This is a genomic window from Kriegella aquimaris, from assembly GCF_900103215.1.
Lineage (GTDB): Bacteria > Bacteroidota > Bacteroidia > Flavobacteriales > Flavobacteriaceae > Kriegella > Kriegella aquimaris.
On record NZ_FNGV01000001.1, the window covers coordinates 986,391 to 1,011,678 of the forward strand.

A 25,288-nucleotide genomic window follows, 5' to 3' on the forward strand; every position below is an offset into this window, starting at 1 on the left:
CTAACCTTTAGCGAAGATTTAACGCTGAAGTATATCTTTTTGGTATTTCGATTAGGCGTAAACCTTCAAAAAAGGCTTTACAAATGCGGTTATTTTTTGTTTTAGCGTAGCTGTCGCCTCAACCAGCGGTAGCCTTACTTTTGCCGTAGAAAGTGCCAATATCTCGAATATTGCTTTTATTCCTGCAGGATTTCCTTCCTCAAAAATAAGCTCCATACCATCTTGAATACTATAATGTATTTCGTATGCCTCGTCGACCCGACGTTCCAACCCCAATCGGATCATTTTTGCGAATTCAGAAGGAAGCCCCTGCCCCAATACCGAAATCACGCCAGAACCACCCGCAAGAACCGTTGGCAATGCGGTTAAATCATCACCCGAAAGCACCATAAAGTCATTTGGTTTGTGCTTAATAATTTTCATTATTTGCGCCATACTTCCCGAAGCCTCTTTGACAGCCACTATATTGTCAAATTCTTTGGCCAAACGAAGCACTGTTTCCGGAAGCACATTACTACCTGTTCTCCCTGGAACATTATAAAGTATAATAGGTTTGGAAGAAGCCAAAGCGATGGCCTTGAAATGCTGATAAATGCCCTCTTGAGTAGGTCTATTGTAGTAAGGCGAAACTGACAGAATCGCATCAAAAGCACTTAAATCACGGGACTGGAGCTCATTAACTACTACAGTGGTATTGTTGCCACCAACGCCCAAAACGAGGGGTAATCGGCCGGCATTCGTTGTCTGAATGATGTCGATGACCAGCGTTTTCTCATCTGCGGTCAAGGTGACCGACTCAGCGGTCGTACCTAAAATCACTAAATAATCTACACCGCCATCTATGCAATGCTCGGTTACACGCCGCAAAGCATCGACATCGACCGAAAGGTCTTCTTTAAATGGTGTAATCAAGGCAACACCGGTTCCGCGCAACTGTTCCATGTTTAAATTTCGTTTAGGACTCTCAAATATTTCTTCAATTCCAATTTAAATGTTTTGAAATCTTCTATAGGTAAATCCAATATCAAATCGTTATAACTTTTATCTACCTCCTTAAAGCCGACCCTCATTCTTGCCTTTGTTTTAATACTCATCAACTGGACCAGCAAATTCTCTTCTTTATAATAATTAATCAACAAATCATATTCCCTACTCAAAAATTCGTGTGCGTAACTGTTCTCGATTTTTCCGTTCCAACCCAAATCCTTGTCAGAGAATACCGGGGTGGCATATGGTGAATTTTTATCGTAATACCCCTTATAACCGATAATTTTAACGGCATTGGGTCTTATCGAAAACTCTTCAACAAACTCATAGAACAAATTAGCATTGTCAAAAGCATCTAAATCAACAATACACCCTACCGAGGTAATTCCCTTTTCCCTGTCAATATCAGGTAGAGGCTTTTTCAATTCTTCCTTTAGAAATTTAACTGCGGATTTATGCTTAAACTTGTCTTGTATTCCTTTAAACATGTACTTTTACATTTCAGCAAATGTAAAGAATATCCGCGCATATTTCTTTTGACGAAGATAAAAACTATAATGGATTTAAAAATTAAACATTTTGTTATATTTATAACAATCGGTTTAACTTTTTCCTGCAAGCAACAAATTCAGAATGTGGCAAGCATGGAAGGAAATGAAATTCGTCTCGACACCTCAATACCGCAAAAAGACAGTATCAATGCCTATATAAAACCTTATCGTGACCGCGTCAACCATATACTTGACAGTACCTTGGCCTATGCCCCTAAAAAAATCACCAAGGTAGACGGACCATACAACACAACTGCTGGAAATTTACTTGCCGATATCGTCTTTTCAGAAGGCGCACCCATTTTTAAATCCCGCACCGGCAAGAATCTAGATTTTGTTTTTTTGAACCACGGGGGTATTCGTTCCATTATTTCACAAGGAAAGATTTCGGCGCGCACTGCTTTTGAAGTCATGCCTTTTGAAAATACCATTGTTGTGGTGGAGCTTTCGGGGAAATCTGTAAAAAAATTGCTCGCGTATCTATTGGAAAGCGGAATGGCCCACCCCATTTCCGGCATGCAAATCGTTTTAAATACCGACAACACGCTGGCCTCGGTCAAGATTCAGGACAAACCTTTTGATGAAAACCGTCATTATTTTGTGGCGACTTCAGATTACCTCGCTGCCGGTGGCGACAGTATGATTTTTTTTAAGGAGGCCCTTAGTGTAACCACTATTGATTACCTTATTAGAAACGCAATGATCGACTATTTCAAGAGAGTCGATACCGTTGCTCCCAAAGTTGACTATCGATTTTATAAACTAACCCCATGAACCGAAGAAAATTTATATCGAGTACCTCTGCCTCTTCAGTATTTGTTGGGTTAGGCGGTTTATCGCTAGGTTCCTGTGCCTCTAAATCAGCTAAGAAAATCACGATTTTGCACACCAATGATATGCACAGTCATATCGACCCATTTTCTGCTGATCATTCTGAATATGCCAACCTTGGGGGTATGGCTCGGCGTGCTTCATTGATAGAAAATATTAGAAAAGAAAATAATAATTCACTATTGTTCGATGCGGGTGATATCTTTCAGGGCACACCTTATTTCAATTTTTATGGTGGGGAACTTGAATTCAAGCTGATGAGTATGCTCAAATACGATGCGGCAACTATCGGAAATCACGATTTTGACAATGGGATTGATGGGTTGTTTGCCCAACTTCCCCATGCCGAGTTCGAACTTTTATCGGCCAATTACGATTTCAGTAATACAATTATGGCAGGCCATGTCAAACCCTATCAAATATTTATGGTCGACGGAATCAAAATAGGTGTTTACGGGCTTGGTATCAAACTTTCAGGACTCGTTGGGAAAAATCTGTATAAAGAGACTGAATATTTAGACCCTTATGAAATTGCACAAGACACAGAACGGCTGTTAAAGGAAGAGGAAAAGTGTAATCTCGTTATCTGTTTGTCCCATATCGGTTATGATTACCCTTCAAAAGAAAGACCTAACGACTTGATACTGGCAGCCAAAACTCAATATACGGATCTTATTATAGGCGGTCACACCCATACCTTCTTGGACAAGCCCACTCTTGTTGAAAATAGTAAAGGCAGAGAAATTATTGTGAATCAAGTGGGTTGTTTTGGTCTTTATTTAGGGCGAATCGATTTTTATTTGGACAGTATTCAGCATATAGCGGCCACGGGCGTTTCCATTAAAGTATAAATCTAATGACCAATATTGTCATGTCACTAGCAACAATCAGCACAGGCCTTATGGCGGGTTTGTTCTTTGCCTGGTCATTTTCAGTCAACAATGGACTTGCTAATTTGAATGACGTGCTCTTTATAAAAACGTTTCAGTCGGTAAACAAGTCCATTCTGAATCCTTTTTTTTCGCTTATATTTTTGGGGTCCGCTTTTCTAATTCCGTGGGCGCTCTACCTCAATAGCGACAATACTTCTTCTTTTACTTTCTTATGTTTACTGGTCGCAACAATCGTTTATCTGGCAGGATGCGTAGGGGTGACCTTCTTGGCAAACCTTCCACTAAACGAATCGTTGGATGTTTTCGATGTGGATACCGCCTCTTCTGAAGACATTACCCTTCAAAGAAGAACTTTTGAAAGAAAATGGAACATTCTTAATACCATTAGAACCATCTCATCTTTGCTGGCTTTTGTTTTATTGGTTATTTGTTGCGCATATCCATCCATCTAAAAAAATCGTTACTGCCATGATTTCAATAGAAAGAACAACTTCCGAAAACCCAAATTTTCAGCAACTTGTTGTTTTGCTAGATGAATACTTGCGTATAACCGACGGCGACGAACACGCTTTTTATAACCAATATAACAATATTGAAAATCTTCAAGAGGTCGTTGTAGCTTACTCGGAAAACTTAGCTGTAGGTTGTGGGGCTATAAAACCTTACGATTCAGACACCGTAGAGATCAAACGAATGTTTGTATTGCCCGAGGCTCGAGGTCAAGGGGTTGCGACTAAAACATTAAGTGCTTTGGAACAGTGGGCAAGGGAATTAAATTATAAAAAATGTATTCTGGAAACCGGAAAAAGGCAGCCCGAAGCCATCGCCTTATATTCGAAAACAGGGTATGAGGTAATACCAAATTACGGACAATATCAAGGAATGGAGAATAGTGTTTGTTTCCTGAAGCAGGTTGAGATGTAGTTAGCTTAGCTACCTGATAATCAAACCCTCTGGCCGCCTTTTGGCAAACACCTCTCTTTTGTAAAGGCAAGAACCAATTAGTCTTCCCCCAAAACAAACTCTACCAGTTCCTTCAATTCTTCGGATAGACTTTTATTACTAAAAGGTCGGTTCGCCTTTCTGTACCAATAACCCGCATTAAACTTATCTCCTTCTTTTCGGTGGAGATAGGCATGGATCCAGCTACCCATAGCATCATGCATGTCTTGGGCGATATTATGGGAAGCCTCCCAATCACCCTTCGCATCGTACCAAAGGGCCTTCAAAGCGGAAGGCCACGATTTTTTGGGGGTATCTTCTGCTAATGTTTCGGTAAATTCAGTATAATTTTCAGGAATCGTCATATCCACTATTTAAGTGCTCGTTTTTATTTTCAATTGCAAAAATACCTAATTTCACAAGTGTAGTAATCATTAAAGTTTAATTGGTGTTTAGTGAATAAAAAACCTTCGCAGAAGAAAAGATATTCGAAGTTCTTGCCCTATGGGTTGAGTTTGGTATGCACTCTACTTATTTTCGGCTTGCATATGTCTGAAAACATGGACAGTATGCTCAACGAGAACAACAATCGTATCTCAAACGGATTTCTCACTTCCCAAATAAAATATCACAAAGAATTTGGGCCATTCGCCCGAAGACCCTTTACCACATGGCTCATAGAGACCACTTCGGAAACCTTTGGGATGAAATTAGGCGTTGCCTTTGTGCCGGTCAATTTCTTTCTACTTTTTTTGAGCGGAATTTTGATTTATTTTCTTTCAATTTGTCTAAAACAGAACAAACAGCAGGGCCTGTTCAATATGCTCTGTTATTTTCTGACTTTCTCGATACTTTTTGCCTTCTTCCCTCCTGTATTCAGCTACGATGAGCCCTTACAGTATTGCTTTATTCTCTTAAGCTTGCTGTCTTTTGTACAAAAAAAATGGGTGTTTTACCTCGTGTTTTTCTCCCTGGCCCTAGTTACTAGGGAAACAACGGTATTACTTCTTCCTGCGCTATTGATTTTTCTTCCAGGTTTAAAGATGGCTTCTAAAAAATGGTTCACTTTGAACCGCTTGCGGCTATCTGCTTTGATAGTACTTCCAGTGGTATTCTATGGAGCTTTTATTGCTATTTATCTTTGGAAGCATCAATTGATCGGTGCAACAAAGACAGAAATGATCAGTAGGTATTCCTGCTTTTTAGAAAATTTTGAGAATACAAAAAATACGGTAGAATCACTGGTGTCTTTTTTTGTTAGTCTGGGTGTGCCTTTATATTTTGCTTTTCTATTTCTTAAGGGGAAAGACAAAAACAACTTTCATCAGAAATTTGTTTATGCTTTCTTGTTGACGGTTCTCATCAACTCGCCCATAGTTTTTGTGAGCTCTTTTGCCCGTGAGTCCCGCCTTTTTGCATTACCCCTCTTTTTTCTCTGGCCTATGGTATCGCAACTTTTCGGCAAGGATCTTAAAATTCTATCTTCTTTAAAAACCTATACACAACTACTAATGAAGTGGAAGTACCTACTCCCCTTTCTGATTCTGAATTTCCTTACTTATTGGTTCTGTTTTCGGTACTACCAAAAATTAGGCCTCGGGGAGAATACCTATTTCGCCGAGTACCTCTTTCTTTCCATATTTATTATCACTACCCATTTTCTGTGGAGCCTGTCTAATAGAAGACAACACTCTTGAAAATATTTAAGCCAAATCGAAATCTTTATTTGTTTCTCCCGGATTGTATTGACCTTTGTCGTTATAAAATTGAAACCGACCAAAAAGTATTCAAAAGTTAATCTATAAATTTGACCGTAATACTATTTTGGCAAGCATGAGCAAAAACGAAGAAAGTAAGGCATTGACGTGGGACGATTTTATGAAAGTTGAGATGCGTGTAGGCACCATTATTTCTGCGGAGGTTTTTGAAGAAGTACGAAACCCGGCCTATAAAATGGTCATCGATTTTGGTGTGTACGGCACACGAAAAACATCGGCACAAATCACAAAATTATACCAGACGGAAGAAATCATTGGTCGACAAGTAATTGCCGTGGTGAACTTTCCTCCCAAACAAATTGCCACGATTATGAGTGAATGCCTTGTATTAGGCGGTGTAGGCGATAATAAGGAAGTGACCCTGATCCATCCTGAGAGACAAGTAAAAAACGGAACGCGAATAGGATAAGAGTTAAATAGATTTTTATACCAGTGATTTATTATACATGGGAAGAACTCTTTTTAATCTTTCATAAAATGACTTGTTAATCAATATTGTTTCAAACAAATCCGTTAGTGCAAATGTTTCAACTATGATAGCGCTGATTATTATAAAAGGAGTTTTATAAACTAAACACATAGTTTTAACTAAATATTTAGTTATATTCGGGTTTATTTGAATAAGATGTTATGAGATTTAAGATTGGTTATATTCTGCTCCTACTTTTCATCAGCTGCTCCGAAAAAAATAACTCTTCCGATAGGCAACAGAAAATCGAAAATTTACAAGCTTTTGCTAGTGTATACGGATACGTGAAATATTTTCACCCGAGTGACGGCGTATCTGAAATCGATTGGACTTCTTTTGCGATTTATGGAGCGAATCTTGTCGAAAAGTGTGAATCAAAGGAGGAATTGATAAATACTTTAAACACGCTTTTTAAGCCCATTGCTCCGTCAATAAACTTTTCGACAACGAAGTCGGACAAATATAATTTAACAACCATAACCCCAAAAAATACAGAAGGTTTCAAACCTACATTTTGGCAGCATAGTGGTGTTGGTATCGGGATGGATCCCCAACTAAGAACACCATATCAAAGTTCTAGAGTAAACGGCATTATTAATAAAGACTACTCGTTCGTTGTCAGTAAACTTACACTGAAAATCGATCCTGTCAGATACATAGGCAGAAAAGTTAAGTATACTGCTTGGGCGAAAAACGGGGACCTTCATTCAGAAAAAGGGTATTTGAGATTTGTATTGGAAAAATTGGATGGCACATCAGATTTAAATAAAGAAGCTGTAGTTGGGGAACAATGGAAGCAATACGAAATTATTACCGACATCGATTCATACACAACATCAATTCAAGTAGGTGCTGCCCTTAGTGGAAAAGGTTCAATACTTTATGATTTGCCACAACTATTTTATGAAAATAACGGTAATTGGATTGAAGTTCCGCTTTCTAATCAGGATTTTGAAACAGAAACGTCTTTTAGCGATTATAAACCAGAAAAATGGCATTTTGAAGGCGTTGGTTATACCTGTTCATTAACAAATAGTGATTCCCACCAAGGGAATAAATCAGTAGTTTTAAAATATACGGGAGTTATTGAAAAGGAAAGAGGCCAACAAATTTTCGAAAACCACCCCAAATTTGGCGAGTTAATTGAAAAGGAAATTACGAAGGGTATTTACTTTCAGGTTCCGTTGGTATTGTATTCCAACGAGGGTGGCACCTATCCGAAATCTGATTCTGGTAGTTTACTTAAATTAAAAAACGACCTAAAAGAAGTTCAACAAGAAGCTACCGATTTGCCCGTTAGATGGGGCAATGTCATTAACACCTACAATGTCTTTCAACACTTCTATCCCTATTTTGATGTTGTGGATGTTGATTGGCCTGAAGAACTTCAAAAGGCCTTATCGCGAAGTTTTACAGATGCTTCTGCAAAAGATCATTTGGTCACTTTGGAAAAATTTACTTCCCCCTTAAAAGATGGACATATCAATGTTACTTACAAAAGGAATTCCGGGTGGTCTACACCGCCAATTACTTGGAAATGGATTGAAAATAAACTTGTGATAACAAACGTTCTCGACAGTGAAATACCATTGGTCGTTGGAGATATTGTTACCGAAATCAACGGTAAGAATACTAAAGAATATTTTGAAGAAATAAATTCAAGAATTTCAGCAGGAACAGAAGGGTGGTTGAACCACAAGGCAGAACAACTCAGTTTACTAGGAGAAAAAGACGCTGAATTAATTATCACAGTAAACGGTCAAGACATAAAATTGATACGAAATAGTTACCCCTACAGTTCGCCGACAAGAATGGCCGACCATGAAAAAATAAATGATAGCGTCTACTATCTTAACTTAAATAGTATAGCAATGGAAGATATTGAAAAGCTAATTCCAGAGCTAGCAAAGTCAAAGTCTATCATATGTGATTTAAGGGTTTATCCGAATGGTAATCATGGGTTTATTTCTTATTTGCTCAAAGAAAATGATACCGTCTCGTCGTGGATGAAAATACCCCAAAGTATATATCCTGACAGAAAAAAAGTATCGTATCAAAATGCAAACTGGATGCTACCGAGCAAAAAACCCTATTTGGGCGATAAACAAATCATCTTTATAACCAAAGGAACCGCAATGAGCTATGCCGAAAGCTATATGGGATATATTCGAGGTTACAACCTGGGAACAATTATAGGGCAACCTACGGCCGGCACGAACGGCAATATAAACCTACTTCAATTATCCGAAGGTTTTAGTATAAGATGGACTGGCATGAAGGTAGAAAAACATGATGGTTCGCAACTGCACGGCATTGGTTTTCTACCAGACATTTATGTAAACAAGTCGATTGAAGGGGTCAAATCAGGAAAGGACGAGTTTTTGGAAAAAGCTATTGAATTGACCGAAAAAAGAATAACAACCAAGCCTGAACAAAATTTTTTAGATTAATTAAAATACAACCCTAACAATCATTGATAAAGAAATTTCATTGCCATCTAGACCATCATCAGAAAATCATCCTCGGAAATAATAGGTACCCCGAGCGTTTCTGCTTTAGTTCGTTTACTGGGACCCATTTTATCACCGGCGACCAGATAGGTGGTTTTTGACGAAATACTTGAGCCTACCTTGCCCCCGTTATCTTCTATCAATTTTTTTAGCTCATTACGGCTTACTTTTTCAAATACGCCGGAGACAACAAAGGTTTGTCCTTTTAATTTTTCTGTCTGGTTTTCCAATTGGTCCGCTGTGAGTTCGAACTGAATGCCATAGCTTTTAAGACGTTCGATATTTTCACGATTATTCTCGTTTTGAAAAAATTCAACTACACTTTGGGCAATGCGTTCCCCTATTTCGTCCACAGCGATTAACTCTTCTACCGTTGCGACCATCAGGGCATCTATATTTTTATAGGCTTTTGCCAGTTTCTTTGCCACAGTCTCGCCCACAAAGCGGATTCCCAAAGCAAAAAGCACACGTTCAAAAGGTATCTTCACAGATTCAGCAACACCTTTAATCAAATTATCGGCCGATTTCTCTGCCATTCGCTCCAAAGGGAGCACTTGTTCTTTGGTCAATGTATAAAGGTCGGCGTAGTTCTTTATCAGCCCTTCCTTAAATAACAACTCTACGGTTTCGCTCCCCATGCCTTCGATATCCATGGCCTTTCGGGAAATATAATGTTGTATGCGCCCCGTAATCTGAGGTGGACAACCGTAATAGTTTGTGCAATAATGTTTGGCATCACCCTCGGTACGCACCAATTTGGAATGACATTCGGGACAATGGTCGATGTATACCGTAGGTACAGAGTCATGTGGACGTTTGGTAAAATCGACCCCCATAATTTTGGGAATTATTTCTCCTCCTTTCTCCACAAAAACGGTATCGCCTTCGCGGATATCGAATTTGGCGATTTGATCCGCATTGTGCAAAGAAGCCCTTTTGACCGTTGTGCCCGCCAATAAAACCGGAACAAGATTGGCGACGGGGGTAATTGCCCCTGTTCGCCCCACCTGATAAGTAATCTCATTCAGCACCGTAGAGACCTGCTCGGCTTTAAACTTATAGGCCATGGCCCATCGTGGCGACTTGGCGGTATACCCCAATTCTTCTTGATAGCGCGTACTGTTGACCTTAATGACCACACCATCGGTCTCATAGGGCAATTCATGACGATGAACATCCCAGTATTCTATAAATTGTAAAACATCGTCGGTCGACTTGCACAATTGTGCCGCAGTAGGAACTTTAAAACCCCAACTTCTTGCTTTATCGAGCATCTCCCATTGCGAAGAAATGCCTGTCTTCTCGCCTACGATACCATACAATAAACAATCTAAAGGACGTTGCGCCACTGCTGCACTATCTTGTAATTTCAAACTGCCCGATGCCGTATTTCTAGGGTTCATATATGGATCTTCCCCATTCTCGACACGTTCCGCATTCATTTTGGCAAATCCTTCAAAAGGCAATACAATCTCTCCTCGAATATCAAATTTCGGGGGATAGTCCCCTTTTAACTTCAAGGGCACCGATCTTATGGTTTTTATATTAGTGGTCACATCATCACCCTGAAATCCGTCTCCCCGGGTAACCCCACGTACCAATCTACCGTTTTCATACGTCAGACTGATAGATGCGCCATCATATTTAAGTTCGCAGGTAAACTCAACTTCTACATCACCTAAAATTCGTTGGATGCGCTTTTCCCAATCTTCTAAGTCTTCTTTAGAGTATGAATTATCTAGTGAGTACATGCGATAATCGTGCACCACGGTATTAAAGTTCTTGGTGACCATACCACCTACCCGTAAACTTGGGGAAGTCGAATCATAAAATTCAGGATGTTGAGCCTCAAGTGCCTGCAAGTCCTTTAACTTCATATCGAAATCATAATCTGAAATCGTGGGATTATCAAGTACGTAATAGTTGTAGTTGTGCTCACGAAGTTCGTCACGCAATGCTATTATTTGTTGTTCGGCGCTCATAGATTTACTCTCTCTTTTTCAATTTGAAATTCTTCGGATACCCGAAATCAATAATTTTACCACACCAGATGTAGCACATCATTAGTTTTGGGCTTTCTAGATGGTCTGCACTACGGTTACGTTCGACCAGAAAATACACCTCTTAACATGCGGTTATTTCCAAACATATCTTTTCGCAGTTCAATTTCTGAAAAATTATGGTCTTTCAGAAGCTGTTCGGTTTCTTTTGCCAAATATTGATTGATTTCCAAATATAAACTTCCCGATTTTTTTAGGTTTTTCTTTGCAAAACGACATATCGCCTTATAAAACACCAAGGGATTTTCATCAGATACAAACAGCGCCAAATCAGGTTCGTGTTCGGTCACATTTCGCTGCATTTCCTTTTTCTCCAACATTCTTACGTACGGGGGGTTGGAAACAATACAATCGAATTTATCTCCCAAATCTTCCAGTTGAAGCATGTCAGCCTGAACAAACGTCACATTCACATCGTTGTCAATGGCGTTCTGTTTAGCAACCATCAAGGCTTCCGAAGAAACATCCAAAGCTGTTACTTTGATATGGGGAAGGTTTTTGGCCAAAGCTATCGCAATACACCCGCTGCCTGTTCCGATATCCAGAATTCGCACCTCCTCATCTTGCTTTTTTTTCACATCCCCATGATTTCGGCCATCCGTATGGTATTCTTCAATAACCCATTGCACCAATTCCTCAGTTTCCGGTCGGGGAATCAAGACATTTTCAGTAACGCCGAAATCCATTTCCATAAAATGTGCTGTTCCGATAATGTATTGAATCGGGCGTTCCAATCGCAATTGGCTTAAAGCCTCGAACAAGGGCTGTTCTTCTTCCTTTGAAATGATCAAATCGGGTTGAATGGCCAAAACGAAACGCTGCAGCCCCAAGTAATGTTCAATCAACAAATAGAAAAAACTAGCTACTTCTTCTTTTGAATAAATGGCATCGAGCTCTTTATGAAAGATATTCTTAATTTCCTTTAATAACACACTTATATATTTTTCCGATTAGGCAGGGGACATGAAAAATGAATACCTGACTCTGTAATCGCCTTCAAAATTTTTTAAACATCCAAACGGGGCAGGAATAATGTCCCGTATCGCCCATGGGGGCATCGATATATTCAAATCCCATTTTTTTATAAAGTTCTTGTGCGGCTTTCATATAGGGCATCGTTTCAAGATAACATCCTTCAAAATTAAATTCCCTAGCACTTTGTAAACAGCGTTCTATCATTTCCTTTCCCAATCCCCTGCCCCTAGCCTCTTCCAAAAAATACATTTTTTGTAATTCACAAACATTACCGACATGATTGTCCAAAGGGGCAATTCCGCCACATCCCATAATTTTATCTCCTTGTGCCACGACAAAATAAATAGAGCGCTCCACATCATAATTCTCGTACATATGCTCTAAAGTTGTATCGGCATAGGCGGTACCTACCTTGGGCGCTCTTAAATCGACCAAAACCTTCCGAACAATCGCGGCTACTTCAACATTATCTTCGGGTCGAATTTCCCGAATAACCGGGGCACTGGTTTCCATGAAATATTATTCTATTTTTGTGGGGTGAATATACATGAAAAATATATTTCGAGGTGCATTTCTTTAGGCAAAAACGGGCAACCCTCGACCTACCCCAACCCTTCGGTCGGTTGCGTACTGGTGCACAACAATAGGATTATTGGAGAGGGATATACAAGTGCTTATGGTGGTGCTCACGCCGAGGTCAATGCCATCGCTTCGGTAAAAAATAAAGCGTTGCTAAAAGAGGCTACTTTGTACTCCACACTAGAGCCTTGTTCCCATTTTGGAAAAACTCCACCCTGTGCCGACTTGATCATAACCAATAACATCCCCAAAGTGGTTATTGGAATTCTGGATCCGCATGAAAAAGTAGCTGGGCGGGGTATTCGAAAGTTAAAGGATGCCGGTCGTGAGGTGACGACAGGGATTTTAGAAAAGGAATGCCGGGCACACCATAATCGTTTTTTGACCTTCCATGAAAAAAAACGACCCTATATTCTATTGAAGTGGGCCGAGACTATTGACGGATTTATAGCCCCCGCCAAAGAAAAACGGAATGCCCAGCCCGAACCATTTTGGATTACTTCACCACCATCGCGACAACGGGTGCATCAATGGCGTAGTGAAGAACAAGCCATTCTCGTGGGAACGACTACTGTTTTAGAAGACAACCCCAAGTTAGATATACGACATTGGTCGGGTAAAAACCCGGTACGCCTCGTTCTTGACAGAAGTTTAAAGATAAATGGGAATTACCATGTTTTAGATCGTACCATTCCCACCATAATATTTACAGAGGAAATCGACAGTTCAAAATATATAGAAGGAATCGACTATGAACTCATCGATTTCTCAACCAATATAGCACAGCAGCTATGTAACCACTTTCACAAACGAAACATTCTAAGCGTTTTCGTTGAAGGCGGAAAACGTACCATAGAAACTTTTATAGAAGCGAATCTGTGGGACGAAGCACGAGTCTTCACTGGAACTTCGCATTTTAAGAGAGGAACAACGGCCCCAAAACTATCTGGAAAATTAGTAAAACAAGAATATATTTACACTGACACCATAAACACTTTTGTAAATGATTAAAAACCTGATTTTTGATTTTGGAGATATCTTTATAAACCTCGACAAGGGCGTTGTCTTACGTGGTATAGAAAAGTTCGGAGGCACAAATGTATCCCATGAATTACAAGAAACAAATGACCTTTACGAAGTCGGTGACTTAAGCTCTGAAGAGTTCATATCACGACTGCAAACCACTTTTCCAAAAGCATCTCCTGAAGAGATTATTGCAATTTGGAACTCGATGCTGCTTGATTTCCCCGATTACCGATTGAACTTTATTGAGAACCTAAGTCGTGAAGGCAATTACCGACTATTTTTGCTCAGCAATACAAATGCATTGCATATACCTCACTTTATTGAAAAAGTGGGACAGAAAAAATATGAGAGATTTAAAAATTGTTTTGAGCAATTTTACCTTTCCCATGAAATCAGACTCAGAAAGCCTACCCCTGAGGTATTCAATTTCGTTCTAGATGAGAATGGCCTGGTAGCAACGGAAACGCTTTTTATCGACGACTCAAAAGACAATACCGAAGCCGCAAAGGCATTGGGCATTCACACCTGGAACCTTCTTGTTGGCAAAGAAGATATAACTGACCTAAAGTCGAAGCTATAGTATGTTGAACTTAGCGCTTAGTATTCTATTTTCGACCCTCATATTTGTAGTTTTCAAGCTATATTCCATTTACAAAGTAGAAACGCTTTATGCTATAATCACTAATTATGTCGTAGCCAGCTCGGTCGGGTTCTTTTTTTACAAAGGCACGATTCAAATCGAAACACTACCAGAAAAACCTTGGTTTTGGGGCACCTTGGTTCTCGGTGTTTTATTTATTGTCGTCTTTAATTTAATGGCCGCAACTTCCCAGAAAGTAGGCGTTTCGGCAGCATCTGTCGCTACCAAAATGTCATTGGTCATACCGGTACTCGCCGGTGTTCTGCTATATAACGAGTTATTAAGTGGATTTCAAATATTAGGTATCGTTTTGGCCTTGGCCGCTGTTTATTTTGCATCGGTAAAAGAAACTTCGATAGCGCTATTGAAATCATCATTGATATTACCGCTGCTGGTTTTCTTGGGCTCGGGCATTATCGATGCCAGTATCAAATTCATTCAAGCTATACATATTAGTGAAAGTGAGTTTCCTCTTTTTTCGGCGACCGTATTTGCCTCAGCTGCATTCACAGGTATACTTTTTATTGGTTTTAAGTCAATACGAACTCCTTTACGCGTAAATTTTAAAAATATTCTAGGGGGCATTGTTTTGGGCATACTCAACTATTTCTCGATCTATTTTATATTGAAAGCGTTGCAACACCCAAGTCTAAATAGTGCAGCTGTCTTTACCATAAACAACGTAGCAATAGTGCTATTTTCAACCCTGCTTGGCATTATTCTTTTCAAAGAACGACTCTCAACAAAAAATTGGGGCGGTATCGTTCTTGCCGTCATTAGCATTGCCCTTGTAGCCTTATTCTAATGGAACAAAAAACAGACAGCTATAAGACAGTGCTAAAGCCTTCGAAGGAAATCATCTTCAAGGAAAGAAAAAGTAAATTTTACGGGTACGTGTTCCCTATAAAAAATGAAGATGAGGTCAAACCAATTTTGGAAGCATTAAAAAAACAACACTATACCGCCAATCATGTTTGCTATGCTTGGCAATTAGGAGTTGAAAAAATCAGGTATCGTGCCAATGACGATGGTGAACCCAACAATTCGGCCGGAATGCCCATTTACGGGCAAATTCAATCTTTCGGAGTTACCAATGTGCTCGTTGCCGTTGCCCGAATCTTCGGCGGAACTAAATTGGGAGTCGGCGGGTTAATTAGCGCATATCGCATGGCCGCGCAACTAGCCCTTCAAGAGGCACGTATTGTTTCTAAAACCTTGCGGAAAGAGGTTGAACTCTCTTTTGACTATAAAGAAATGGACAAGGTAATGCGTATTATCAAACATCAACAATTGGAAATAAGCTTTCAGAAAATGGAAATGGACTGTACCCTGATTATTTCCGTTCGGAAAACGGAATCAGCGCACATAAAAAAAATGTTTGATAAAATTCAAGGTGTAAAAACCAAAGTCATCAAACCTTAGAAATGCTTGATCAAAATTCATAATTACGAAATTGTCTTGATTTTCTCCAAAATATAGTCCGGACATTTTATCGGACGATTCGTTTTCATATCGATAAACGCCAAAACAGTATTTGCGGTTGCCAAAATTTCTCCTGCCTCATTACTAATTTCATAGTCAAATTCTATCTTCACCAAAGGAATCTTCTTTAGTTGGGTTTTTACTGTAATTAAGTCGTCGTAAAGTGCAGATTTTTTGTAGTTTACGCATAAAGAAATTACAGGCAACATAACCCCGCTTTTTTCCATTTCTCTGTAAGAAATTCCTAATGAGCGTAACCACTCTACCCTTCCCATCTCCAAATATTGCGGGTAGTTTCCGTGGTAGACCACACCCATTTGATCAGTTTCACCATAGCGCACTCTAAAAGAAATTTCGTAAAAATCCATTTTATTTGAAGTAAAAACTTTATATTTAAGTCGTTTCGTTTTCGGGTTGTGAACATGCAAAAAAAAAAGGGGAAATTCAATGGGTTCTCGTTTTTTTTTTAGCTTTTTTGTTCACATATTTGCCCCACTGAGAAAGTATGGTTTTCTCCGACCATTTTTCTAGCGATTATCGAAAATATTAACCAACGAAATAAGAGGATCTTAAGAATGAATGTTACTGCTAATTCCGTATGGAACAACTGTTTGGCCTTTATCAACGATAATATCCAACCGCAGGCATTCAAGACATGGTTTGAGCCTATTAAGCCTATCAAACTAGCAGACAATGCTCTCAGTATTCAGGTGCCCAGCAAATTTTTCTACGAATGGCTAGAAGAACATTACGTAAAATTATTGAAAGTTGCCCTCACAAAAGAGCTAGGTGAAACTGCAAAACTGGTGTATATCATCAGGATGGAAAACACTTACGGCAATAGAGAACCTTTTACCGAAAAAATTCCGAGTTCGAACAGAGGCAATATGGGTCCTCAAGAAATGGATGTACCGGTAAAGTCAAAAAATCCACAATTAAGAAATCCGTTTGTAATTCCAGGTATTCGAAATATTAAGATTGAATCACAACTGAACCCCAATTACAATTTTGATAATTTTTTAGAAGGCGACTCGAATCGCTTGGCCCGTTCCGCAGGAATGGCCGTAGCCAATAAACCTGGAGGAACCTCGTTCAATCCGTTATTGATTTTCGGCGGCGTAGGTCTAGGAAAAACACACTTGGCACATGCTATAGGCGTCGAGATCAAAGACAAGTATCCAGAACGCACGGTTCTTTATATTTCAGCAGAAAAGTTTACACAACAATATATTGAATCGGTAAAAAAGAACACAAGGAACGATTTTATCCATTTTTACCAGCTGATCGATGTTCTGATTATTGACGACGTACAGTTTCTATCAGGCAAATCGGGAACGCAAGATGTATTCTTCCATATATTCAACCACTTGCACCAAAACGGGAAACAGGTTATACTGACCTCCGACAAAGCCCCTGTTGACATGCAAGATATCGAACAACGATTGTTATCTCGATTCAAATGGGGACTTTCAGCCGAATTACAAACCCCCGATTACGAGACAAGAATTTCTATATTAAAGAACAAGCTCTATCGCGATGGTGTCGAAATGCCCGATGAAATTATTGAGCATGTTGCCAAACACATAAAGAGCAATATCAGGGAACTTGAAGGCGCTATCATATCACTTATTGCCCAGTCTTCTTTTAACAAGAAAGAAGTAACCCTAGACCTCGCGCAACAGATTGTTGAAAAGTTCGTAAAAAACACAAAACGCGAAGTTTCTATAGACTATATTCAAAAAGTAGTATCAGATTATTTTGAAATGGATGTAGCCACCTTACAATCGAAGACCCGAAAAAGACATATTGTACAGGCACGTCAATTGGCCATGTTCTTTGCCAAAAAATTCACCAAAGCATCTCTGGCAAGCATCGGTTCACAAATAGGAAAAAGAGACCACGCCACCGTACTACATGCCTGTAAAACAGTAGACAATCTTGCCGAAACCGATAAACAGTTTCGAAAGTATATAGAAGACCTTACAAAGAAGCTCTCCTAACCCCAAAACCATGGCTACTAGAATTCTAATGGTATGCCTTGGAAATATTTGCCGCTCTCCTTTGGCGGAAGGTATTCTCCAAAGTATGGTAGACCCTACGAAGATATTTGTCGATTCTGCAGGAACAGGAGGTTATCATATTGGTGAAAAACCCGACCACCGCAGTATTGCCATAGCCAAAGAACATGGGATCGACATCTCAAAGCAGCGGTGTAGAAAATTTAGCGAAGATGACTTTCATGAGTTCGATATAATCTATGCTATGGACAAAAGCAATTACGGCAATATCATTGCCAAGGCCAAGAATGCAAACGATGTTAAAAAGGTGCGGCTATTATTGACCGAAATAGATGGGGAAGAAAATCAGGTTCCGGATCCTTATTACGGCGGTCCTGACGGATTTGAAAATGTCTTTAAAATGATAAAAGAAGCGTGCACTGAAATCATCAAAAAACTTTAATCCGAACCACGAAAAGATAGCAAAGCATATACTATGAAGGGAAAAATTGTTTTGATTCCAACGACTTTGGGTGACGGTCCCCCGTTAGAAGTACTGCCTATTTCAATTAAACGCGCGATCGAAGACATTGATTATTACATCGTAGAAAATGAAAAATCGGCACGAAGGTTCATAAAAAAGATAAGCCCACGAAAACCGCAACCTTCATTACATATTGAGGTCTTGAACAAATACACCGAACTGGAAACCATTCCAGCGTTTTTACAACCTTGTCTAGAAGGTCATGACGTCGGGGTTATTTCAGAGGCAGGGTGCCCAGGCATTGCAGATCCCGGTGCCGATATCGTGAAGATTGCACACGAAAAGAATGTACAAGTAGTTCCTTTGGTAGGCCCATCATCAATCGTATTGGCATTAATGGCTAGCGGAATGAACGGTCAAAATTTTGCTTTCAATGGATATTTGCCCATCGACGCCTCCGAAAGAAAAAAGGCCATAAAGCGACTTGAAAAAACTTCGGCCACTTTGAACCAATCTCAATTGTTCATTGAAACGCCTTATCGAAACGATAAGCTTTTGGAAGAATTACTAAGAACATTGAACGATCAAACCCGTTTGTGTATCGCTTGTGACATCACACTGACCACCGAATACATTGCCACAAAAACTGTAAGTGCGTGGAAAAAAACAAGCTTAAATCTTCACAAAAGACCTAGCATTTTTATAATACATGCATAAAAAACCCCAACGTTTCCGTCGGGGCCATTTTCATATGTACACAATAATAATCTTAAATTTTTGGATTCCTTTTCGGATGAACATGTGATACATCGTAGCCCGAGAACTTTTTTATGTACTTCGCAATGCTCGTACCATATGCGTCAGAAACATCAATCTCGCCAAGCGAACGCAAATAATTTTTAACGTTACCCGCACCTGCTAAATGTGCTGCGGCCAACATACCTGATTCGGTAACCTTGACACCACCGATCTGCATACCTTCAAATCGTTTTATGTCCCTTCTAAGAATCCATTTATTTCGGGCAATATTGGTATGAAAGGCCCTTTCTTGCAATACAGGATCTTTAAGAAAACTTACAGCATTGTAAACACCTATTAACTGTAATGTACCAATACCAAATTGGTATTTTCCTAAATAACCTAAAGTGTTGGTCGTAAAATAATTGCCTTGCGACTCTTTAAAGGCCAAAGCCTCTTTAAAACCAACATACGAGCTTCCCAAAAAGGGAGGCATAATCATAATAGCATTTAATTCAGTTTTGTTTTTGGGGAACAAAACTTCAGTAGGTCCATTTACCTTGAGCGTTTCAGGAACCTCCGCGTACGAAGGCTTAAAGCTAAAACTCATCAAGACAACAAGCATGATAAGAGAACAAAAAAAGATAGTACATCTTCTCATATCTCTGTTTTCTTAAGACTGACGATCAAAAAACGATCTGCTTAAATTTCAAGCTACAAAGATAAACTGCATTTTAAGTAACTCTTAAAAGGCTTTGTTAAAAATACCTAATATTAGTTAAGAAGTATGGAATTTGCGATTAATGCACTATCTATTTATATTTTTCTCATTTATCCATCGGATATACTGCGCTTTATTTCGGTTATGCTGCGATAAAGTCTTAGCAAACTTATGATAACCGAAATTTTCGACATTCGCGACAAAATAATAATAGTCGTGTTTTTCAGGGTTCAAAACAGCGTCAATAGCAGATATGTCGGGCATTGTGATAGGGCCAGGTGGCACACCGGCATATTTATAGGTGTTATACGGAGAGTCAATTTCTAAGTCTTTGTAAAGCACCCTTTTAATTATAGTATCAAAGTCATTATTATGCAGTTTTAACGCATAGATGACTGTTGGGTCAGCCTGCAATAACATTTTTTTGCGCAAACGGTTCAAATAAACGCCTGCCACACGCGGACGCTCATCGACTTTAGCTGTTTCTTTGTGTACAATCGAAGCTAGGCTAATGACTTCAGAAGGTTTTAAACCTAATGCCTTTGCCTTTTGCAACCTGTCAGTATTCCAAAAACGCTTGTATTCCTTCAACATTCGTTCCCTAAATTGAGACGCAGAAGTATTCCAGAAAAACTCATAACTATTCGGAATATACATGGAAAGCCCAGTATTCTTATCGAATCCGTTCGCTTTCAAAAACTCGGGATCATCAAAGGAACTCAGCAAGGTTAGGCTATCAGGTTCAAGCTGCACCGAAATTCTTCCGGCAAGATCGGCCAATGTCTCTTGATTGTTAAAAGCAACTTTTACAGGAATATTGTTGCTACGCAGTGAGTTGATGATATCATTATTGTTCATCCCCTTTTTGATTGCGTACTTTCCACCTTTAATATTCGCCAGATACCCCTTTCTTTCGGCAACTTGTTTAAAGGAGTTCATATCTTCCAAAAGCGGTTCCAAAGTAGCTTCCACATCTTCATAGGTAGCATCGGTCGGAACATATACATATGCCTCATCGTTGTTAAATGTGGTGTTTGGGGAAAATATCGCCGCATAGATTTTATAGGCAAAAAAACCTCCCACGATAAGCCCCATGAATACAATACCCAGTAAAATTCTCCTTATATACATTAACGATTTAGTTTTTGAAACAAAATTTCATTTTTATATGATCCCTTCGAAAAAATCCAATCCTTTTTAACTCCTACCTTCTCAAAGCCTAATTTTTCAAACAAATGTACACTTGCTTTATTATCTTCCAACACATTGGCAAACAACTGTCGCAGTCCCAATACAGAAAACACATAATCGCATATCAATGACACCGTTTCAGAGCCTACGCCTTTATTTCTTTCTTCCTTATTTAAAATAACCAAGCCCACCCCTGCCCTATGATTCTTTGGATCAAAATCAAATAAGTCGATAAAACCGATCGTCTTGTCATCGTCTTTGGTACAAATACATAAACGTAACTGCTTTACGTCATAAATATCACGGTGTGCATTCTCTAAATATTGCTCCAATATAAATTTGGAATACGGTGTGGTGGTTCCGCTTATTTCCCATAGATCCGTGCTGTTTTCTAAAAAATAAAGGAACTCTATGTCATCGGGCTCAAGTGCCCTGAGATATACTGTCTTACCGGTTAGATTCAACATTCGATTTCACCTTTAAAAACCTGTTTGGCAGAACCGATTAAAAAAATATCGGTGTAAATTCCGTCTTTTTCATCAAATTCAACCTTTAAATCTCCACCTTTCGTATGTATTTGAACTTGATTGCCTTTTGACTTACCCAGATGATGCATGGCCAAGGCAACGGCAGTAACACCAGTACCACATGATAGTGTTTCATCTTCTACGCCCCGCTCATAGGTACGTACATCATAAGACCCGTCAACCCTTGGTGAGACAAAGTTTATATTGCTTCCTTTCTCACCATAGAGACCGTAGCGCAGTTTCGCTCCTTCTTTAAAAACATCCAAAGCTTCTAAATTTTCTACTATTTGTACATGATGTGGCGACCCCGTATCCATAAATATGGCATTCGGCTTCACTTTAATTTCGTTGACATTCTGCATCTTTAAGCTGACGATACCATTGTTTATGGTTGCCTCATGCAATCCATCCGCGGCATCGAAAGAAGTCTTTCCTTGTATTATTTGCAAGAAATCGGCAAAAGCTACAAAACACCTTCCTCCATTACCGCACATACTACCTTCTTTTCCATCGGAGTTAAAATAGACCATGCGATAACCTGACATTTCGTCATTTTCAAGCAAAATAAGACCGTCGGCACCTATGCCAAATCTTCTATCACACAGATTCTCAATGACATTGGCATTGTTTTTGGGAAATAGTTTCTGGCGATTGTCGATCATTATAAAATCGTTTCCCGTACCTTGATATTTATAAAATATAATGTCCATGTCATAAATTGAGATACAAAGATATGACTTTATTTAAGGTAATTTTAGCAGTTAAAATGTAGTTAAACCGGTAATTGCCAAGTATTGATTTAAGTAATTTTGTTTTAACAATGTTAAAAAGATAAATATATATGAAAAAATTAGGAAGCCTGTTATTGGTATCCGTTTTTGCAGGGGCCATAACCTTAGGAGCATACAAACTGTTTTTTGAAAATATAAACTACGCGGTTGTAACCGAAAATGACAATAATTCGGTATTTAATACCAGCTACACACCCACTTCGGCAAAGGGCTCAGGCATAAATGAGATTGACTTTACAGTTGCTGCCGAAAATACTGTGAATGCAGTAGTTCACGTGAAAAATGTCACTATAAGCAGAGGAGGAAATAGTTTTATAGATTTCTTTTATGGCCAAGGTGGTAGCCAGATACCTCAAGTAGGTACGGGTTCTGGTGTTATCATTTCGGCTGATGGATATATCGTCACCAATAATCATGTAGTGGCGAAGGCAAGCCAGTTACAAGTAACCTTGAATAATAATAAAACTTATGAGGCCACTTTGATCGGTACGGATCCGAACACCGATATTGCTCTCTTAAAAATTGATGTTACCGATAAACTTCCCTATTTGGCATTTGGGGATTCTGACAATACCAAAATTGGCGAATGGGTTTTAGCAGTGGGCAATCCTTTTAACCTTACTTCCACGGTTACCGCTGGAATTGTTAGTGCTAAAGCAAGGGATTTAGGGAAAAATCAGTCCTTCATACAAACTGATGCGGCAGTTAACCCTGGAAACAGCGGTGGCGCATTGGTAAATACCAATGGGGACCTTGTTGGCATCAATACGGCAATCACTTCACAAACCGGTTCTTATGTAGGGTATTCATTTGCAGTACCCAGCAATATCGCTAAAAAAGTTGTAGATGACATTTTGGAGTATGGTAATGTGCAGAAAGGTATGTTAGGCATCAATTCAATAAATGGAAATACCCCTTATGCCATTCAAAATGGATTAAATGAGATTGACGGCGTGTTCGTTGAAAGCGTAGTCGAAGATTCAGGAGCGATGGATGCAGACCTTAAGCATGGCGATGTTATCAAACAAATAGATAATATTAAGGTTCATAAGTTTGCAGACCTTACCGGTTACATCTCCACCAAGCGCCCTACCGATACCGTTCAAGTGACGATTGACAGGGAAGGTGAAACATTCGAAATACCCGTAGTCTTAAAAGAAAGACAAACCTTGCATTTGCCCGAAATGGGGCTCGAAGTAAAGAATCTTACCGAAAAAGATAAGAAAAAATATAAGGTAAAAAGTGGTGTACGTATTATAGGTGTACCCGAAAAGTACCGTGGTTATGGTCTTGATGGAAAAATTTTGATTTCCGTCGATGGCGAAGAAATTAACGATATTCAAGAAGCCCGTGCACTTTTTGCGAACATTTCGAGATTCGGTAAAACTGTTATTACCTTAATGAACGAAAATGGCGAAAAAGAACGATTGATCTTTCAATAAAAGGCTTTGTTCAACTGTTAAACGCTCCCCTGTGGAGCGTTTTTGTTTTAAATATTTGGGTAATAGCCATTTATAATATATATTTTTGTAACGGTGAGAATCAATGCAAAACGACTATGGGCAATAATATATCTTATGAAAGGGAATTGGCCTTTCAGGCTGATAGAAGAAAAGCCACTACCGAATTCATCAAAATAACCAGTGATCTTTGGTACGACAAATCGATAGAAATTGTTTTGTTCAAAAATCAGATTATTGATAGAAGTGTTAGTGATATTATTCAATTACATGAATATGCAGGGGAATTTGTGCAGAAACCAATTTCCATTTTTGATTCGGTAGAAATACTCAGGGCAATAAACGATTTAGAACTTCCTCCCTCAAAACTGGATATCGGAAAACTGACATATGAGTATCATTCCGATAACGGTCAAGACGTCGATGATATCAGGACATTTGTGACTGGCAAGCTTAAAAACGCCAACGATACTGAAGATATTTGTCCTAAAGATGTTGTTCTATATGGGTTTGGCAGAATAGGTCGCCTTCTGGCCCGCGAACTAATGGCGAAAACGGGTAAAGGCAATCAACTGCGCCTTAGAGCCGTGGTAACGAAAGACAAGTTAGATAAGGAAATTCTTGAAAAAAAAGCAGGCCTATTGCGAATCGATTCCGTTCATGGTAAATTCATGGGAACCGTAGATGTTGACGTTGACCAGAAAGCACTTATTATAAATGGTACTACCGTTCATTTTATAAGCGCCGAGAACCCGGCCGAACTTGATTATACTCAATATGGCATTTCAGAAGCGCTTATTATTGATAGTTCTGGTGACTTTCGAAATAAAGTTGATTTAGAAATGCACCTTGAATCTAAGGGAGTTTCAAAAGTTTTGTTAACAGCTTCTGGGAAGGAAATACCCAATATAGTGCATGGTGTAAACCATTTAGAACATGACCCTGAAACCAATAAAATTTTCGCTGCGGCCTCGTGTACCACGAACGCTATTGCCCCCATTCTTAAGGTAGTTGAAGATTCCTTAGGGATAATCAAAGGGCATTTAGAAACCATACATGCTTACACAAATGATCAAAACCTAATAGACAATGTACACGCTAAGTTCAGAAGAGGAAGGACGACCGCCCTAAATATGGTCATCACGGAGACCGGTGCCGGCGAAGCCGTGTCAAAAGCAATACCCTCACTAGAAGGCAAACTTACATCAAACGCCATTCGGGTACCAATTCCCAACGGGTCTTTGGCCATTTTAAATCTCGAAATACGCAATAAAACATCACTTGACGGCATTAATACCATTTTAAAAAAATACGCACTTGAAGGAGATTTGGTCGAACAAATAAAATATTCATTGAATAAAGAGATGGTTTCCTCAGATATTATTGGCACCTCTGCCCCCGCCATTTATGATAGCAAAGCAACAATCGTTTCCAGCAACGAAAAAAACGTGGTATTATATATTTGGTATGACAATGAATATGGGTATTCGCATCAAGTTATACGACTGGCGAAATACATTTCCAAAGTAAGAAGATTCACCTATTATTAAGGGATTATACAGCGTTAAAATCGGCTAAAACAACAATACGTTCTTAATCTTAAATTTACGATGTTATCGTTTTTTTTTCGTAATTGATATTATTGAATTACTTTAG

At 39.2% G+C, this 25,288-nt stretch carries 27 protein-coding genes; 16 read left to right on the forward strand and 11 right to left on the reverse strand.

Annotation, left to right across the window (positions count from 1 at the left end; genetic code table 11):
• Nucleotides 1–51: 51 nt before the first annotated feature.
• Nucleotides 52–942, reverse strand: coding sequence for a 4-hydroxy-tetrahydrodipicolinate synthase (gene dapA, locus BLS33_RS04175; protein WP_089885554.1), 891 nt, complete (start codon nt 940–942; stop codon nt 52–54).
• Nucleotides 943–944: 2 nt separating this feature from the next.
• Nucleotides 945–1,475, reverse strand: coding sequence for a DUF6913 domain-containing protein (locus tag BLS33_RS04180; RefSeq protein WP_089885556.1), 531 nt, complete (start codon nt 1,473–1,475; stop codon nt 945–947).
• A gap of 156 nt (nt 1,476–1,631) precedes the next feature.
• Between BLS33_RS04180 and BLS33_RS04185 the strand changes: the two genes are divergently transcribed.
• From BLS33_RS04185 to BLS33_RS04200, 4 genes are read left to right on the forward strand one after another with little or no spacing between them, the layout of a single operon-like run.
• Complete coding sequence (locus BLS33_RS04185) at nt 1,632–2,312, forward strand: 5'-nucleotidase C-terminal domain-containing protein (RefSeq protein ID WP_245731276.1); 681 nt, start codon at nt 1,632–1,634, stop codon at nt 2,310–2,312.
• On the forward strand, nt 2,309–3,220 hold the full coding sequence (locus BLS33_RS04190; RefSeq protein WP_089885560.1) for a bifunctional metallophosphatase/5'-nucleotidase: 912 nt from the start codon (nt 2,309–2,311) through the stop codon (nt 3,218–3,220). Before BLS33_RS04185 ends, BLS33_RS04190 begins: the two co-directional genes overlap by 4 nt.
• Nucleotides 3,221–3,225: 5 nt before the next feature.
• The gene (locus BLS33_RS04195; protein ID WP_089885562.1) at nt 3,226–3,714 is read left to right on the forward strand and encodes an anthrone oxygenase family protein; all 489 of its coding nucleotides are present in this window, start codon (nt 3,226–3,228) and stop codon (nt 3,712–3,714) included.
• A gap of 16 nt (nt 3,715–3,730) precedes the next feature.
• Nucleotides 3,731–4,186, forward strand: coding sequence for a GNAT family N-acetyltransferase (locus BLS33_RS04200; RefSeq protein ID WP_089885564.1), 456 nt, complete (start codon nt 3,731–3,733; stop codon nt 4,184–4,186).
• Between the two features lie 77 nt (nt 4,187–4,263).
• On the opposite strand, the gene BLS33_RS04205 is transcribed toward BLS33_RS04200, so the two are convergent.
• Nucleotides 4,264–4,569 (reverse strand): hypothetical protein, encoded by a 306-nt coding sequence (locus tag BLS33_RS04205; RefSeq protein ID WP_089885566.1) that lies wholly within the window; start codon nt 4,567–4,569, stop codon nt 4,264–4,266.
• A 183-nt stretch (nt 4,570–4,752) separates the two neighbouring features.
• Between BLS33_RS04205 and BLS33_RS04210 the strand changes: the two genes are divergently transcribed.
• From BLS33_RS04210 to BLS33_RS04220, 3 genes are all read left to right on the forward strand, one after another.
• The gene (locus tag BLS33_RS04210) at nt 4,753–5,901 is read left to right on the forward strand and encodes a hypothetical protein (RefSeq protein ID WP_089885567.1); all 1,149 of its coding nucleotides are present in this window, start codon (nt 4,753–4,755) and stop codon (nt 5,899–5,901) included.
• Between the two features lie 136 nt (nt 5,902–6,037).
• Nucleotides 6,038–6,391, forward strand: a complete 354-nt coding sequence (locus BLS33_RS04215) for a tRNA-binding protein (protein ID WP_089885569.1) — start codon at nt 6,038–6,040, stop codon at nt 6,389–6,391.
• A gap of 221 nt (nt 6,392–6,612) precedes the next feature.
• Nucleotides 6,613–8,901, forward strand: a complete 2,289-nt coding sequence (locus tag BLS33_RS04220) for a S41 family peptidase (RefSeq protein ID WP_089885571.1) — start codon at nt 6,613–6,615, stop codon at nt 8,899–8,901.
• Between the two features lie 47 nt (nt 8,902–8,948).
• On the opposite strand, the gene ligA is transcribed toward BLS33_RS04220, so the two are convergent.
• From ligA to BLS33_RS04235, 3 genes are all read right to left on the reverse strand, one after another.
• Nucleotides 8,949–10,943 carry an NAD-dependent DNA ligase LigA gene (gene ligA, locus BLS33_RS04225; protein ID WP_089885572.1) on the reverse strand — a complete coding sequence of 665 codons (1,995 nt, stop codon included), beginning with the start codon at nt 10,941–10,943 and terminating at the stop codon, nt 8,949–8,951.
• Between the two features lie 116 nt (nt 10,944–11,059).
• Nucleotides 11,060–11,953 carry a peptide chain release factor N(5)-glutamine methyltransferase gene (prmC, locus tag BLS33_RS04230; protein WP_089885574.1) on the reverse strand — a complete coding sequence of 298 codons (894 nt, stop codon included), beginning with the start codon at nt 11,951–11,953 and terminating at the stop codon, nt 11,060–11,062.
• Between the two features lie 64 nt (nt 11,954–12,017).
• Entirely contained in the window at nt 12,018–12,509 is a 492-nt protein-coding gene (locus BLS33_RS04235) for a GNAT family N-acetyltransferase (protein ID WP_089885576.1), read from the reverse strand.
• 24 nt (nt 12,510–12,533) lie between these two features.
• On the opposite strand from BLS33_RS04235, the gene ribD reads away from it, so the two are divergent.
• The 4 genes from ribD to BLS33_RS04255 are packed head-to-tail and all read left to right on the forward strand — an operon-like array spanning nt 12,534 to nt 15,663.
• Nucleotides 12,534–13,586, forward strand: a complete 1,053-nt coding sequence (ribD, locus tag BLS33_RS04240; RefSeq protein ID WP_089885578.1) for a bifunctional diaminohydroxyphosphoribosylaminopyrimidine deaminase/5-amino-6-(5-phosphoribosylamino)uracil reductase RibD — start codon at nt 12,534–12,536, stop codon at nt 13,584–13,586.
• Nucleotides 13,579–14,181, forward strand: coding sequence for an HAD family hydrolase (locus BLS33_RS04245; RefSeq protein ID WP_089885581.1), 603 nt, complete (start codon nt 13,579–13,581; stop codon nt 14,179–14,181). Before ribD ends, BLS33_RS04245 begins: the two co-directional genes overlap by 8 nt.
• Before the next feature lies 1 nt (nt 14,182).
• On the forward strand, nt 14,183–15,046 hold the full coding sequence (locus BLS33_RS04250) for an EamA family transporter (RefSeq protein WP_089885583.1): 864 nt from the start codon (nt 14,183–14,185) through the stop codon (nt 15,044–15,046).
• Nucleotides 15,046–15,663, forward strand: coding sequence for an IMPACT family protein (locus BLS33_RS04255; protein WP_089885585.1), 618 nt, complete (start codon nt 15,046–15,048; stop codon nt 15,661–15,663). The genes BLS33_RS04250 and BLS33_RS04255 overlap by 1 nt, the downstream gene beginning before the upstream one ends.
• Before the next feature lie 23 nt (nt 15,664–15,686).
• Here the strand turns inward: BLS33_RS04255 and BLS33_RS04260 are convergent, their stop codons facing one another.
• The gene (locus BLS33_RS04260) at nt 15,687–16,091 is read right to left on the reverse strand and encodes an acyl-CoA thioesterase (RefSeq protein ID WP_089885588.1); all 405 of its coding nucleotides are present in this window, start codon (nt 16,089–16,091) and stop codon (nt 15,687–15,689) included.
• A gap of 207 nt (nt 16,092–16,298) precedes the next feature.
• On the opposite strand from BLS33_RS04260, the gene dnaA reads away from it, so the two are divergent.
• Genes dnaA through BLS33_RS04275 form a run of 3 tightly spaced genes read left to right on the forward strand, consistent with a single transcriptional unit; the run spans nt 16,299 to nt 18,921 of the window.
• Nucleotides 16,299–17,723, forward strand: a complete 1,425-nt coding sequence (gene dnaA / locus BLS33_RS04265) for a chromosomal replication initiator protein DnaA (RefSeq protein WP_089885589.1) — start codon at nt 16,299–16,301, stop codon at nt 17,721–17,723.
• Nucleotides 17,724–17,733: 10 nt separating this feature from the next.
• A complete protein-coding gene (locus BLS33_RS04270) occupies nt 17,734–18,183 on the forward strand; it encodes a low molecular weight protein-tyrosine-phosphatase (protein WP_089885592.1) in 450 nt (149 codons plus the stop codon).
• Between the two features lie 33 nt (nt 18,184–18,216).
• Nucleotides 18,217–18,921 (forward strand): SAM-dependent methyltransferase, encoded by a 705-nt coding sequence (locus BLS33_RS04275; protein ID WP_089885594.1) that lies wholly within the window; start codon nt 18,217–18,219, stop codon nt 18,919–18,921.
• A gap of 52 nt (nt 18,922–18,973) precedes the next feature.
• Here the strand turns inward: BLS33_RS04275 and BLS33_RS04280 are convergent, their stop codons facing one another.
• From BLS33_RS04280 to dapF, 4 genes are all read right to left on the reverse strand, one after another.
• Nucleotides 18,974–19,603, reverse strand: coding sequence for a hypothetical protein (locus tag BLS33_RS04280; RefSeq protein ID WP_089885597.1), 630 nt, complete (start codon nt 19,601–19,603; stop codon nt 18,974–18,976).
• A gap of 147 nt (nt 19,604–19,750) precedes the next feature.
• Complete coding sequence (gene mltG, locus BLS33_RS04285) at nt 19,751–20,794, reverse strand: endolytic transglycosylase MltG (RefSeq protein ID WP_089885600.1); 1,044 nt, start codon at nt 20,792–20,794, stop codon at nt 19,751–19,753.
• Complete coding sequence (locus BLS33_RS04290; protein WP_089885602.1) at nt 20,794–21,321, reverse strand: GNAT family N-acetyltransferase; 528 nt, start codon at nt 21,319–21,321, stop codon at nt 20,794–20,796. Before BLS33_RS04290 ends, mltG begins: the two co-directional genes overlap by 1 nt.
• Nucleotides 21,315–22,091, reverse strand: coding sequence for a diaminopimelate epimerase (gene dapF / locus BLS33_RS04295; protein ID WP_089885604.1), 777 nt, complete (start codon nt 22,089–22,091; stop codon nt 21,315–21,317). Before dapF ends, BLS33_RS04290 begins: the two co-directional genes overlap by 7 nt.
• 131 nt (nt 22,092–22,222) lie before the next feature.
• Between dapF and BLS33_RS04300 the strand changes: the two genes are divergently transcribed.
• Entirely contained in the window at nt 22,223–23,614 is a 1,392-nt protein-coding gene (locus BLS33_RS04300; protein ID WP_089885606.1) for a S1C family serine protease, read from the forward strand.
• A 116-nt stretch (nt 23,615–23,730) separates the two neighbouring features.
• A complete protein-coding gene (locus BLS33_RS04305) occupies nt 23,731–25,182 on the forward strand; it encodes a glyceraldehyde-3-phosphate dehydrogenase (RefSeq protein WP_089885610.1) in 1,452 nt (483 codons plus the stop codon).
• Nucleotides 25,183–25,288: the final 106 nt, after the last annotated feature.